This is a genomic window from Methylobacterium persicinum, assembly GCF_022179525.1.
In the GTDB taxonomy this organism is placed as follows: domain Bacteria; phylum Pseudomonadota; class Alphaproteobacteria; order Rhizobiales; family Beijerinckiaceae; genus Methylobacterium; species Methylobacterium persicinum.
In genome coordinates, this window is record NZ_BPQX01000005.1 from 1 (window position 1) to 12063 (window position 12063).

Annotated in this window: 12 protein-coding genes; 4 read left to right on the plus strand and 8 right to left on the minus strand. The window is 71.1% G+C overall.

Going from position 1 to position 12063, the window contains the following annotated elements:
- The first annotated feature begins 623 nt into the window (after nt 1–623).
- Nucleotides 624–1181 carry a hypothetical protein gene (locus MFF22_RS00830; RefSeq protein ID WP_238247177.1) on the plus strand — a complete coding sequence of 186 codons (558 nt, stop codon included), beginning with the start codon at nt 624–626 and terminating at the stop codon, nt 1179–1181.
- Nucleotides 1182–1268: 87 nt separating this feature from the next.
- On the opposite strand, the gene MFF22_RS00835 is transcribed toward MFF22_RS00830, so the two are convergent.
- Entirely contained in the window at nt 1269–1670 is a 402-nt protein-coding gene (locus tag MFF22_RS00835; RefSeq protein WP_238247179.1) for a SpoIIAA family protein, read from the minus strand.
- A 52-nt stretch (nt 1671–1722) separates the two neighbouring features.
- Nucleotides 1723–1968, minus strand: a complete 246-nt coding sequence (locus MFF22_RS00840; protein ID WP_238247181.1) for a hypothetical protein — start codon at nt 1966–1968, stop codon at nt 1723–1725.
- A 181-nt stretch (nt 1969–2149) separates the two neighbouring features.
- Here MFF22_RS00840 and MFF22_RS00845 point away from each other — a divergent pair, with 181 nt between their 5' ends.
- Nucleotides 2150–2455, plus strand: coding sequence for a hypothetical protein (locus MFF22_RS00845; RefSeq protein ID WP_238247183.1), 306 nt, complete (start codon nt 2150–2152; stop codon nt 2453–2455).
- Between the two features lie 43 nt (nt 2456–2498).
- Here the strand turns inward: MFF22_RS00845 and MFF22_RS00850 are convergent, their stop codons facing one another.
- Genes MFF22_RS00850 through MFF22_RS00870 form a run of 5 tightly spaced genes read right to left on the minus strand, consistent with a single transcriptional unit; the run spans nt 2499 to nt 8649 of the window.
- Nucleotides 2499–3575, minus strand: coding sequence for a glycosyltransferase (locus MFF22_RS00850; protein ID WP_238247185.1), 1077 nt, complete (start codon nt 3573–3575; stop codon nt 2499–2501).
- Entirely contained in the window at nt 3572–4519 is a 948-nt protein-coding gene (locus MFF22_RS00855) for a glycosyltransferase family 2 protein (protein ID WP_238247186.1), read from the minus strand. Before MFF22_RS00855 ends, MFF22_RS00850 begins: the two co-directional genes overlap by 4 nt.
- Nucleotides 4520–4557: 38 nt before the next feature.
- Nucleotides 4558–5709, minus strand: a complete 1152-nt coding sequence (locus MFF22_RS00860) for a glycosyltransferase (protein WP_238247188.1) — start codon at nt 5707–5709, stop codon at nt 4558–4560.
- Between the two features lie 23 nt (nt 5710–5732).
- The gene (locus tag MFF22_RS00865; RefSeq protein WP_238247191.1) at nt 5733–6608 is read right to left on the minus strand and encodes a glycosyltransferase family 2 protein; all 876 of its coding nucleotides are present in this window, start codon (nt 6606–6608) and stop codon (nt 5733–5735) included.
- Nucleotides 6598–8649, minus strand: coding sequence for an HAD-IIB family hydrolase (locus tag MFF22_RS00870; protein WP_238247193.1), 2052 nt, complete (start codon nt 8647–8649; stop codon nt 6598–6600). The genes MFF22_RS00865 and MFF22_RS00870 overlap by 11 nt, the downstream gene beginning before the upstream one ends.
- A gap of 60 nt (nt 8650–8709) precedes the next feature.
- Between MFF22_RS00870 and MFF22_RS00875 the strand changes: the two genes are divergently transcribed.
- Both MFF22_RS00875 and MFF22_RS00880 read left to right on the plus strand, forming a co-directional pair.
- On the plus strand, nt 8710–9750 hold the full coding sequence (locus MFF22_RS00875; protein ID WP_238247195.1) for a glycosyltransferase family 4 protein: 1041 nt from the start codon (nt 8710–8712) through the stop codon (nt 9748–9750).
- Nucleotides 9750–10946, plus strand: a complete 1197-nt coding sequence (locus MFF22_RS00880) for a glycosyltransferase family 4 protein (RefSeq protein ID WP_238247196.1) — start codon at nt 9750–9752, stop codon at nt 10944–10946. The genes MFF22_RS00875 and MFF22_RS00880 overlap by 1 nt, the downstream gene beginning before the upstream one ends.
- Here MFF22_RS00880 and MFF22_RS00885 read toward each other — a convergent pair.
- Nucleotides 10934–11917 carry a glycosyltransferase family protein gene (locus MFF22_RS00885; protein ID WP_238247198.1) on the minus strand — a complete coding sequence of 328 codons (984 nt, stop codon included), beginning with the start codon at nt 11915–11917 and terminating at the stop codon, nt 10934–10936. The two genes, MFF22_RS00880 and MFF22_RS00885, sit on opposite strands and share 13 nt — an antisense overlap.
- Nucleotides 11918–12063: the final 146 nt, after the last annotated feature.

Below are 12063 nucleotides of genomic sequence, written 5' to 3' on the forward strand. Positions count from 1 at the left end.
TTGTCCCAGGGCTCCACGCCCGAGCGCAGGTTGATGCTGGGGAAATCCGCCAGGGGCTCGAGGACCGTGTCTTCGGCCGCCTCGACCAACGCATCCTGCTGATCATCCATGCCCTGCGGAGTGTCCTTGGGATGCGTCGACCGTTCCATCGCCCTCGTCCATGTGTCTGAGGACAAGCTAATGCTCACGTTGCGGATTAAAAGCCTCGGCACGACGTAGGCCGATGCCGATCCTCAGTATGGTTTCGGCACACAGGTGATCGGGAGGACGCGGGCTCGAAGAGGTTCGCCGACTTGTGTCCAAACGCGATTCCAGCGCCGCCATCGCGATACTACGAATGCGATTGTAAGGATTTGGTTGATGATCGGCGCTCGCACGAATGCTTCGACCACGGACAGCAACGACACATCGCGTTTTGCGGATTGATTGGAATAATTTGATAGTGAACCCAATCGCATTCCGGCGATTATCCTGTCATGGAGGTCGCCATGGCCGCATATCATCGATTGCTTGCCGGTATCGGATTTTGCTGCATAGCGGCATCGCCAATACATGCTAAAGACAATATGCCCAACGGCAGAGTGGATCCACTCGCCACGGAAAAGGCGCCCAATACTACGGCCTTGGGGCAGACCAAGCCTCCGAGCCGGTCGGCGAGCCCCACTTCGGTCGAGGCGATCGAACGGCCGACGCCGCGTCAGGCAGCCGATGACAGGATCGATTCCTCGGTCTGCGCTGGCTGCAAGCCCGGTCCCGCGACGACCGGCGCGATCCCGGCGGGGGACGCGTCCGACGGCGCGACCGGTAAGCGCGACGTGGTCCTCGATCAGCTCCGCGTGCGCGCGGCGCCGAAGGAACAGTCCGACCTGAACACCGTCGAACTGGCCTCCGCCCATCGCGAGCGCGCCAAATCGATGGAAGAGAAGACCGACGGCCTGTGGCAATCCTGGCTGGTCTCCGTCTGCCAGGGCTGCGGCGATCAGAGGCCGGCGCGATCGATGAGGTACGAGGAATGGCCCGATCGCGATTTGCCGTTCCCGACAGGCGCGGAGAAGAAGGCATCGACGGAGAAAGCCCGTCCCGCTGAGGCCGCGAAAACGGCCGCCCGGCCCCACGGGACCCTGGTCACGGACCTGTCGCCGGAGAACATCGACTCGATCCGGCAACGGCCGCAGCAGTAGCTCGGCGGCTTGGCAAGAAAGACGTGCCAGGGGCGCACGCGCAGGCGTGGCGTGCCCCCGGAGGCCAGTGGGGTGCCGGCCCTGAGGCTAAGCGCCCGCCGGACCGGCCTCGGCGAGGTATGACCAGGCCGAAGCCTCGTCCGCGAGATCGAAGGTTTTCGTGTCCACCGGCATGATGAGGCCGGACAGTTTGATCATGGCTTCCGCGAAAGCCGGAGCGCCGACGACGACATACTTCCGGATGTGGGCGACCGACCGCGCCTTCACGCTGTTGGCGTAGCCATCGAATTTGGCACCGAACTCCGAGCCTTCGTAGTGCGACATGATGAGAAGCATGTCGATCTTCTGATGGGCCTGCATGGCATGGTCCGTCACGGCGGACATCCATTCGATATCGGGCTTGGTGATCTTGTCCTTGATCTCGAAAGCCAGGAGATCGGGCCGCGGCGCGTCCCGCTGGATGACTGACCCGTCGGGTGCTGCGTTCATGTGAGCCTCCACGCTGCGTTGTGATGATCGTCGATCGGACCGTCTACGGTGCCTAATGTTCCGCGCGAAGGCTGCGGATGAACTTGCGGGCGATCTCGCGCACCGCCTCGTCGTCGCGGGCCGTTCCCTCGGACTTGTCCCAGAGATGGCCGAGGCTTCCCTCCAGCTCGTCGAGCATTTCGGGGTGCCGTTGAGCGAGGAAGCGGATCGTCCCGAAGAGCATGTGCTCGACGGCCATCTCCCTCCGCCGGGCATCGGCGACTTGATCCAGGGGGGCGGGTGAGGATTGATCGGTCATGCGGCCTCAACATCTCGGGATCGATGTGGTTCTCTCAACCCATGAACTGCGACACAGGAACCGGCTCTCCCGACGGAGAATGCTGGCCCCGGCGCGGATCGATCCTAGCTTCCGCAGCGGGCCGCCATCGCCCCCGGTTCCCGTCCCGGGGCTTGAGGGAAACGCCCGCAGGGAGTCCGCGATGCGCCTTACCACCCTCACCGGTCTCATCCTCCTCGCCGCCGCGCCGGCCGCCGCCCAGGGTACGGGCGATCAGGGATCGCGCGGGAAAGTTCCGGTCTGCGACAGTCTCCTGGCCCTGCGCCAGCTCTCGGCCGCCGCCGGCGAGGATCGCGACCGGGCGGCGGCGCAGGTCGGTGGCCAGCCGGGCTGCCGGCTCGTGGCGCAGGATCAGATCGGCGACGTCCAGCGCCGCGCGATGTTCGGTGGAGGTGCCTACGAATGCGCCGCGATCGCCGGGGGTCCCTGCGCGTGGGTGATGCCTTAGGCCCCCCTCCCCCGGCGCGGACGAAGTCGGCGATAACCCGGACCTAAACTGCCAAAACGGCAGCTTCGGCGGGGCGGGCAAGGGCGTAGAGCACCTCGCAGCGATCGAGCCACAGCTCGCGGGTGAACAGGCGCTGCACCCGCGCCCGCGCAACCGTCCGCGGGATCGTGAGGGCCGTGCCGATGGCCCCGGCCAGGGCGGCCTCGTCCCCGCATCGGACGAGACACCCGGCCTCCCCGACGATCTCGGACGCGGCGCCCCTGGCGAAGCCGGCGACCGGAAGGCCGCAGGCCATCGCTTCGATCGCCGCCAGACCGAACGGCTCGTCCCAGCAGGGGGTGAACAGGAACACGGAGGCGCGGCCGATCTCGGCCGCCAGCGCCGGGCCGGCGAGGTGGCCGCCGTAGCGGATCGGGCCGCCGAGGTTCGGTGCAACCCGCGCCGCCCAATACTCCGGCTCCTCGATCGGGCCGAAGAGGGTGAGGGGCAGGCCGGCCCGGCGCGCTGCCGCGATGGCGTGGTGCGCGCCCTTCACCGCTGCCAAACGCCCCGACCAGACGGCGCTCCCGTCCCCCCGTGGCGAATAGGGCCACGCGGCGGGATCGATGCCGTTATGGAGCACCGAGGCTCCGGGTGGCGCCCCCTCCGGCCACCATGCCCGAAGCAGCGCGTCCGAGGTCGCGGTGATCCGGTGCCCTGGCACCGCACTGGCGTGGACGAACCAGCGGAGCGCGTTGTAGGGCGGGACGTGCAGCGAGGTGACGGTGGGCGTCGCCGCGAGGCGCCGGGGCTCCAGGGCGAGGCGGCTCAGGCTGTTGTTGTGCACGACGTCGAAGCCGCCCCCGGCGATCCGGTCGCAGGCCTTGGCATACCCCTCGTCGAGATGCGCCTTCAGCCCCGCATCGCCCTGGTGCTCCAGGCCGGGGAAGCGCCGCTCCTGATGGACGGGGATGATGGGGTCGAGGGGCACGCGCGGATCGCTGTCCCCGGAGGCGAACAGCACGACCTCGTGGCCCCGGCCCCTCAGGCCCTCGGCGAGGTTCCAGGTATAGGCCTCGAGACCGCCCGCGAAGGGCGGCGCGATCGGGTGGCGGAGATGGGCGAGGATGGCAATCCTCATGCGCTCATCGATGCGGGCTCGCTGACCTGGCTCTCGGGGCTCGCGGCCTGTCGCGCCTCGATGGCGCGGATGACCGAGGCCGAGTTGGAATAGGGCTGGTGCTGCTGCTGGCCGGTGAGGGCCAGATCCCCGGCATCGGGCCGGCGGAGGATCCGGATCGGCCGGTCGGGGGTGTCGTCGATCAGGCCCATGACGCGGAACGCGTAGAGCCAATGCCCCATGGTGCGGTAACCCCACTTGGCCTCGAACAGCTCGGCATTGCGGACCACGCTCTCGATGTGGTGGACCGGGGGCATGTGGTGCGGGTGGTACTGGTGATAGGCCCGGGCGCCCTTCATCCACGCGATGGGGACGCCGCCCTCGTCGAGGACCTTGCCGAAATCCGTGTCCTCGCCGCCGTAGCCCGTGTAGCGCTCGTCAAAACCGCCGGTCGCCAGGAAGGTGCTGCGCCGGATGGCGAAGTTCAGCGACCAGAAGCAGCGGTAATCGTGGCAGATCTCGATGCCGGCGGCCGGGGGGCCCCGGCGGTCGGAATGCCTCTCGGCGACGGCGTCGAGACCGGCGTAGTCCCAGGCGCCGGCCGTCGCGCGCTCGGGCAGGTGCAGCACCTCGCCCATCAGCAAGCCATCGAGTTCGTCGAGCGCCCGCGCGTAGTCGGCGATGAGATCCGGCGCGGGAATGCAGTCGACATCGAGGAAGACGACGACATCCCCCCGTGCCGCCGCCACGCCGCGGTTGCGGGCCGCCGCCAGGGGAAGCTCGCGGCCCGGCACGGGGATCTGGCGGATCGGGAAGCCCGCCTCCGGCAGGTCGTAGGGCGCATCCTGCATCACCGCGACGATGAACTCGGCGGGCGGGCGGGTCTGGCGTTGCAGGCCGCGGAGCACGTTGCGCAGATGCGCCGGCCGGCCCTTGGCGAGGGTCACGACGGAAACGGTGGACATGCGGCGGTGTGGCTCCGGTGAGGGCGGGGGGAAGGCGGTCATTCGGCCGCGACGATGTGGAGCGGGGCGCTCGCGGGGTCCTCGGCGGCCGATCCGTGGTCCCACAGCCCGTCGGTCAGGTCCTCGAGCCAGCCGGCCGCGCGCCCGGCGGCATCCGGCGCGTAGAGGCTGCGCAGGGCGCTCCCGTCGAGGGTGCGGGCGCGGGCGAGGAGGTCGCGCCAGCCGGCGAGGTCACCGGGCCAGGCCGGCGCCTGGACGGCGGCCCCCAGGCGGACCAGGGCCTCGGCCTTGCGGGTCTGCTCGGCGAAGTAGCGCCATTCGGGCATCACGATCAGGCGTCCGCCGACCCGGGCGACCTCGTGCACGGTGTTGTCGCCTGCCGAGGCGATGTCGATGTCGGCCGCCGCGAGGTAGTCCGTCACGGAGGGGACCCAGCCGAGTTCGCGCAGGTTGGCGAAGTCGGTCTCGTGGCCCTCGCGATGGGTCGGCCCGAGGGTGAGCCAGAGGGCGTCGGGAGCGGCGCGGGCCGCCACCGTGAGGGGCGCGTAGGGCGTGCCGCTGCCGCCGCCCCCCGTCACCGCGACGACGATTTCCTGAGCGGGATCCAGGCCGAGCCGCGCCCGCGCCTCGGCCCGGTCCGGCACGCGATCGACGCTGGTGCACAGGCCACCGCTGTAGAAGGTCTTGGCGCGCAGACGCGCCGGGTAATCGTCTTGCTCCAGGCGCTCGTCGAAGGGGGCGAGCATTCCCACGCAGGCCTCGTAGGCGCCGACATGACCGATATCGGAGCGATCGCCATGCATGCGGATCTGCACGGCGGGCACGCTGGCGATCCGGGAGAGGAGCGCGATTTCCGCCGAGACGTCGACCACGAACAGCCCGACCCCGCGATCGTCGAGGTGGTCGAGGATGCGCCGCATGGTCCGGCGCATCTCGCTGAGGCCCAGCGGCACGCAGTGCATCACCTGCGGCGTCGGTTCGGCATAGAGCCGGGGCGTGGGGACGGCGGCGCCGATCATGTTCGGCAGGGCCACGATCTCGACGTCCCGGGCGAAGCCGTCGAACAGGCCCGGATCCGCCGTGAGGATCGAGACCGGGCGATCCCGGGCAAACTCGCTCGCCACCGCCATCGTGCGGTTGGCGTGGCCGCGCCCCTGGTGGTGGACGAAGAACGCGATGGGCTTCTTCATGGCGGGTGCGGTCCGGCTCGATCTCAGGAGTACAGGGCGTCGGGCCGCAGGGCGGCGGCGATCTCGGCGTCGGTCGGGGGGCGGATCGTGTAGATCTCGGAGGCGTCCTCGTCCCAGGCGATGAACCCGGCCTCGCGGAACTGGTCGAGCCAGTAGGTCATGCACCAGCGCCCGTGCCGGGCCCGGAAGCGCGCCGCGTTCGCCAGGATCGGCGCGAAATGCTGGAGGGGCGGCACGTGGACCGGGTGATGCTGATGGTAGGCGCAGGCGCCCGCGACCCAGAAGATCGGCAGGCCGGTTGCTGCGAGCCTTGCGGCGAGGTCCGTCTCCTCGCCGCCATAGCCGGCGAACGCCTCGTCCATGCCGCCCACCGCGCGCCAGTCGGAGGCCGCGAGGGCGAAGGACAGGCCCCAGAGCTGATCAGGATTGGGCTCCGGCCGCAGGCCGGCGGCGGGGGGCTCCGGCCGGGCCGGATGGGGGCGGCCGAGGCGGTCGAGGCTGGCCGGATCGAGGGGATCGGCCGGCGGCAGGTAGAGCACCTCGCCGAGGAACAGCCCCCGCGCCTGCGCAGCGGCCTGCCTGTAGCCCGCGACGAGGGTCGGCGAGGGAATGCAGTCGACGTCGAGGAAGATCAGGAGGCCACCGCCGGCTGCCCCGGCGGCGCGGTTGCGCGCGGCCGCCAGCGGCATCGGATCGCCCGCGACGAAGACGTGGCGGATGGGACAGCCCGGATCGGGCAGGTCCGGTGCCGGCTCCGCCTGCATCCAGGCGATGACGAGTTCGCCCGGAGGCTCCGACTGGGCCGCGAGGCCGCGCATCAGGTTCCGCAGCCGGTCGGCCCGGCCACGGACCAGGGTCAGCACGCTCGGGGCCGTGCCCACCGCCGGCTCAGCCGACATCGGCCGGCATCCGGCGGAAATGCGAGACGCCCTCGATGATGCCCCGGGCATGCGTCGCGCGGGCGACGTAGGAATGCTGGAGGGCGGCGTTGCTGGCGAGGTCGTCCGAATAGTTCGCCACGATGATCGCCTGAACCCGGGCGCGAAGCATCTCGATGTCGTTGCCGGAATCCCCGGCCACGAACACCGCCCGCTCCGGCAGGTCGTACAGGGCGCGGACGTGATCCACGGCGGTGCCCTTCGAGGCGGCTGCGGGCAGCACGTCGAGATACTGGCCGTGGCTGTGGATCACCCGGGCGGAGAGGCCCGCCTCGTCAAGCCGGCCCCGGACCCGCCGGGCCGCGGCGGCATCGCCGAAATAGCTCAGCTTCAGGGCGCGCTGTTCCAGCGGCCCCTGCGGCGCGAGCCCGTCGAGCCCGGCAAGGGCATCGTGGACTGCCGGCCGGTCCCAGCCGGCGGCGATGATCCGGCGCCACCCGGCATCCGCCGTATAGGTCACGCCATTATCGTCGAGGTTGTAGATCTCGGAGCCGACGGAGGTAATCATCACCTGCGGGCGGGGGCTCGCCTGCTGTTCCAGGACGGCCATGGCGCTGTGGAAGGAGCGGCCTGTCGCGACCCCGAAGGCGAGACCCGCCTGCCGGCTCCGCCATCGGCGGAAAATGTCGAGGGCGGCCTCGCAGCCGATCAGCGTATTGTCGATGTCGCAGACGAGGAGTTGCCGGGTCGGCGGGGTTGCCCGTTGGGGCGCCAGCAGGTCGCGCAGGAGGACGTGGTAGCGCGCGGCGTGCCGGTCCCAATCGTAGGCCGCCGCCGCCCGGGCCCCGCCCGCCACGCAGCGGGCGTAAAGGGCCGGGTCACCGAGGATCCGCAGGCAGGCCGCCGCGATCGAACCCGGCGAGCGGGGATCGACCAGAAGGCCGTTGCCGCAGGTCTCGACGATGTCGTTGGGGCCGCCGCTATCCGTGGCGACCAGGGGCAGGCCGGCGGCCGAGGCCTCCAGCAGCGTCAAGCCGAAGGGCTCGTTGAGGGCCGGATTGACGAACAGCCCGCCCCGGGCCCGGGCGTAGGCATAGATCGCCGGCACGTCGTCTGGAAGGTGCGTCTTCGGGTAGGCGATCCGCCCGTAGAGGTCGTAACGGTCGATCAGGACCAGCAGGTCGCGCATCGTCGCAGCCATGTCGCCGTCGAGGCTGTCGATGTCCTCGCGGGTGCCGGCGACGATGACGAGGTTGGCGATGGCCTGGAGCGCCGGGCTCTCCCCGTAGGCCCGGACCAGGGCGGCGAGGTTCTTGCGCGCCACGGGCCGGGCGAGGGCCAGGAGGGCCGGCTTGGCCGGATCGTCCAGGAACCGGTCGATCGCCGCATCGATGCGGGGGCTGGTCCGGGCCGAAGCGAAACGGCCGAGGTCGCTGCCCGGCGGCAGGATGCGGACGCGGCCGGGATCGTAGGCGGCATAGCCGGCATACTGCACCTCGGCCTCGTCGCGGGAGGACGCGATGACGAGCTGCGCCCGGGCGAGGACCGCCTCCTCTGTGGCGATCCGGCGGGCGAGGTCGGGGCGGGGGGCAGCCTCGCCCAGCATGGCCGCCTTCACCCGCCCGAGCGAGTGGGCCGTGAACACGAACGGGATGCCGAGCCGGTCCTCGACCAGGGACGCCACCGTGCCGGCATCGGCGTAATGGGCGTGGATCAGATCCGGCGCCTGCTCCTGCGCGGCGATCCAGGCGATCAGGTTCTCGGCGAAGCAGGAGACCTCCGCGTGCATCGCCTCCTTGGCGCAATAGGCCGGGGACGCGCTGCCGAGCCGCACGAGCGTGACCTTGTCGGCGATGCGCTCTTCGGGCACGGCGTAGGCGGCCCCGAGGTGTCCGGCGAACAGCCGGGTCGCCACGACGATCCGGGTGAGGTCGCGGTCCTGTGCCGAGGCCGAGACGAGATCGAGCAGATACCGGATGTGCCCCCCGGTGTCGGCGGTGATCCCATAGACGACACCGTCGCCGCGCAGACAGCCTTGCAGGGCGATGTGCAGGACGAACATCAGACGGAGGCTAACATTGCCGAATGCCGCCGATAATTTAACCTATGTAAAGACCACCCCGTGATTCGCGTCGCCCAAGTCGCACCGAACATATTCCCCGTTCCTCCGAACCATCATGGCGGCACAGAACGTGTTGTGCACGATCTAAGCACTGCGCTGCGAAGCTTGGGTGTTCACGTAACGTTGTTCGCCCCATCCGACAGTGCGACAGACTTACCTCTTGTCGGCGATCACCCGAGTCTGTTCGCCCTCGAACAGCGCTTCGGCCGGGTCGCGCCCGGCGTCCCTGCCGCCCTGGATGCCCTGCAATTGGAGGCACTTCGCCTGCGGCTTGGGGATTTCGACATCATCCATTGCCACGGCGAGTTCGCCCATGCGGCGCTCCTCGGCCAGCGGCGCCGCCACAGCCTGACCACGGTGCATTGGCGGGTGGACGAACTCGACCGGGCCCTCTTCTTCGCGGGCTTTCCCGACCTGCCGGTCGCCGCCATCTCGGCGGCCCAGGAGGCCGCGATCCCCGCCGCGAACCGGGCGGGCGTCGTGCATCACGGCATCGACCGGGACCGCTACGCCCTCCGCGCCGAACCGGACGCCTTTGTCGCCTTCGTCGGCCGCATGACCGACCAGAAACGGCCGGACACCGCGATCCGGGTCGCCCGCGCGGCCGGCCTCCCGATCCGCCTCGGCGGCACGATCGACGTCGGCAACCCGGATTACTTTGACCGGCAGGTGCGCCCGCTCCTCGGCCCCGACGCGACCTATCTCGGGCCCGTCGACGACGCCGCGAAGGGTGAACTCCTGGGCGGCGCGAAGGCGCTCCTGTTCCCGATCGACTGGCCGGAGCCTTTCGGCCTCGTGATGATCGAGGCGATGGCCTGCGGCACCCCGGTCGTCGCCTGGAACCGCGGATCGGTCCCGGAGATCGTCGAGGACGGGGTGACGGGGTTCGTCGTGTCGAGCGAAGACGAGGCCGCCGCCGCCCTCGCCCGGATCGGGCAGCTCGATCGCGCGATGATCCGCGCCCGGTTCGAGGAACGGTTCACGGCCGAGCGCATGGCCCGGGACTACCTCGCCCTCTACCGGCGTCTGCTGTCGGCCTGATGCGCACTGCCCTCCTGGCCTGGGACTACCCTCCCTCCCCAAGCGGGCTCTCGACCGCTGCCCGCGAGATCGCCGAGAGCCTCGCCCAGGCGGGGGCGGAGGTGACCGTGTTCACCCTGGACCGGACCGGATGCGGGCAACTGGGCGGCGTCAGGATCGTCGGCCTCGGCCTGCCCCCCGGCGGCGCGCTGGCGCGGCTGCGCCTGTGGGGCTCGGCGGGGCATCTGGCGGCACCCCTCGCCTTCCGGCGGGCGGTCCTCGATGCCCATGACCGGGCGCCCTTCGCCGTGATCGAGGCCACGAACTGGTACGCGCCGGCCGCGCTCCTCACCGGACGCCCCGACCTGCCGCTGGTGACGCGCAGCTCGACGCCGGCCGCCTTCACCCGTGGGCCGGCCGACTCCCTGCGCAACCGCCTCGACGGATGGACGGCCGACCACCTCGAACGCCGGCAGGCGCGCGGGAGCCGCGGCCTCATCGCCAACACCGCCGAGCATGGGGCGGTGATCGCCCGCGCCTATGGGCTGACGGGGTGGCAACCCGCGGCGGTGATCGGCCTCAGCCTCCCGCCCGAGGTCGCCGCGCGGGCCCGCGCCGCCGCCTATCCGGACAGGCGGGAGCCGGTGCGTCTGCTCTTCGTCGGCCGGGCGGAGGCCCGCAAGGGGTTCGACGCGCTCCTCGGCGCGGTCGCCCTCCTTGGTCCCGAGGCGGCCCGGGGCGAGGTGCCACCATTCCGGCTCGACCTCGTCGGCGTCGGGCCGGAGGATCTTCCGGCCGACCTGTCCCCGGTTGCGCGACGGCACATCCGGGCGTGGGGCCGGATCGACGACCAAGCCCTGGCGAGGGCCTACTCCGAGGCCCATGCGGTGGTCGCGCCGTCCCGCTACGAGAGTTTCGGCCTCGTCTATCAGGAGGCCTTGGCGTATGGCCGGCCGGTCGTCGCCTGCGCGGAGGACGCGAGCGCCCGGGCCTTCGTGGGTGTCCCCGGCGCGGGCCCCCTGGCCGCCGCCGCCACCGGGCCGGCTCTGGCCGAGGCCCTGCGGCCCCTTCTGATCGATCCCGGCCTGCGCAGGGCCTATCGGATTCGCGCCATCGCGGCGGCGGGGCGCTTCGACCGGGCGAGCCTGGGCGAGAAGACCCTGGACCTCTACCGGCGCGCCATCGCATCACCCCCGCCACGCGGTCAGTCGGCGTAGGGCCGCATCAGGGCCTCCTCCTCCTCGGACCGGCCGCGGCCGGGGTCGAGGGTTTCGTAGACCCGTGATCGCCCCCGCACATGCGCGGCAGTGAGACGGTGCTCGATGACCCCGTGCAGGCCGATGAAGCTGCGCGGCCATCCACCGTCGAGCACCGGCCGCTCGTGCACCCGGCCGGCGAAGCGCACGGAGGTGCGGTTCAACCGGTACTGCACATCCGGGAAGACGTCCGACAGGACGCCATCGACCCGGTTCGCCCGCGCGAGCCCGACCGAGATCGCATCCCCCTCCCCGGCGAGCGCCGCCAGGCCCGGCAGGAGCCGCCCGGTGCCGGGTGACAGGGATTCGTCGGCATCGAGCTGCAGCATCCAGCCGTGCCTGGCGAGGGCCTGGAGCGCGTTGCGCTGGTCGGCGAAATCGCCGTCGAGGGGACGAGCGGCCACGCGCACCGCCCCATCCGGGAACCCGGCGACCGGGACCGTCCGGGGGGCGCTCGCCGGGCCATCGAGGAGGATCGCCACGTCGTCGGTCCAGCCGGCCTGCGCGGGCAGGGAGGCCAGCAAGGCGTCCCGCTCCGCCGCCCGGCCGAGCAGGCCGAGGGAGACGGGATGCCGGTCGGCGCCGTCGATCGCGAAAAGCTCGGCCTGCGCCGCACGCCGGTCGTGGGGGTGCCGGAGGGCGGAGCGGCCCTCGTCGTCGCGGGGGCGCACGCCGAAGCCAAGGCGGGTCGCGGCGGTGCGCAGGGTGTAGAGGTCGAGGCCGTAAGGCGCGTCGGGGTCCGGGACGAAGTCCGGGGCGTCGAGGTGCCGGGCCAGGTGCGCCCGGCACGCGGCCGGGTCCGCGCCTTCCGCCAGCAGGACACCGCAGGCGTTGCAGGCCCGCGGGAAGTCGCGGACTTGTCCGTCCGGATAGGTCAGCCCACGCCCGGTGGGTCCGATCATGTCGGCCGCACAGACAAAACATCGGCGCATGGCCGTCACCCCGGTGGATTCGAGCCGGTCGCGGTCTGGTTGTCCCCGCCCCGCACCTTACTTCGGCTGCTCCCCCCGATCCTTGCCGCACATGCCATCACCCGTCGATCCCTCCTGCACCGACGCCGGGGGGCAGGCCCACGGCG

Excerpts from the sequence above, each read along its gene's own strand:
- MFF22_RS00835 (WP_238247179.1), bottom strand. The coding sequence starts at position 1,670 with ATGAACGCAGCACCCGACGGGTCAGTCATCCAGCGGGACGCGCCGCGG.
- MFF22_RS00885 (WP_238247198.1), bottom strand. The coding sequence starts at position 11,917 with ATGCGCCGATGTTTTGTCTGTGCGGCCGACATGATCGGACCCACCGGG.
- MFF22_RS00855 (WP_238247186.1), bottom strand. The coding sequence starts at position 4,519 with ATGTCCACCGTTTCCGTCGTGACCCTCGCCAAGGGCCGGCCGGCGCAT.
- MFF22_RS00850 (WP_238247185.1), bottom strand. The coding sequence starts at position 3,575 with ATGAGGATTGCCATCCTCGCCCATCTCCGCCACCCGATCGCGCCGCCC.
- MFF22_RS00870 (WP_238247193.1), bottom strand. The coding sequence starts at position 8,649 with ATGTTCGTCCTGCACATCGCCCTGCAAGGCTGTCTGCGCGGCGACGGT.
- MFF22_RS00845 (WP_238247183.1), top strand. The coding sequence starts at position 2,150 with ATGCGCCTTACCACCCTCACCGGTCTCATCCTCCTCGCCGCCGCGCCG.
- MFF22_RS00840 (WP_238247181.1), bottom strand. The coding sequence starts at position 1,968 with ATGACCGATCAATCCTCACCCGCCCCCCTGGATCAAGTCGCCGATGCC.
- MFF22_RS00880 (WP_238247196.1), top strand. The coding sequence starts at position 9,750 with ATGCGCACTGCCCTCCTGGCCTGGGACTACCCTCCCTCCCCAAGCGGG.
- MFF22_RS00860 (WP_238247188.1), bottom strand. The coding sequence starts at position 5,709 with ATGAAGAAGCCCATCGCGTTCTTCGTCCACCACCAGGGGCGCGGCCAC.
- MFF22_RS00865 (WP_238247191.1), bottom strand. The coding sequence starts at position 6,608 with ATGTCGGCTGAGCCGGCGGTGGGCACGGCCCCGAGCGTGCTGACCCTG.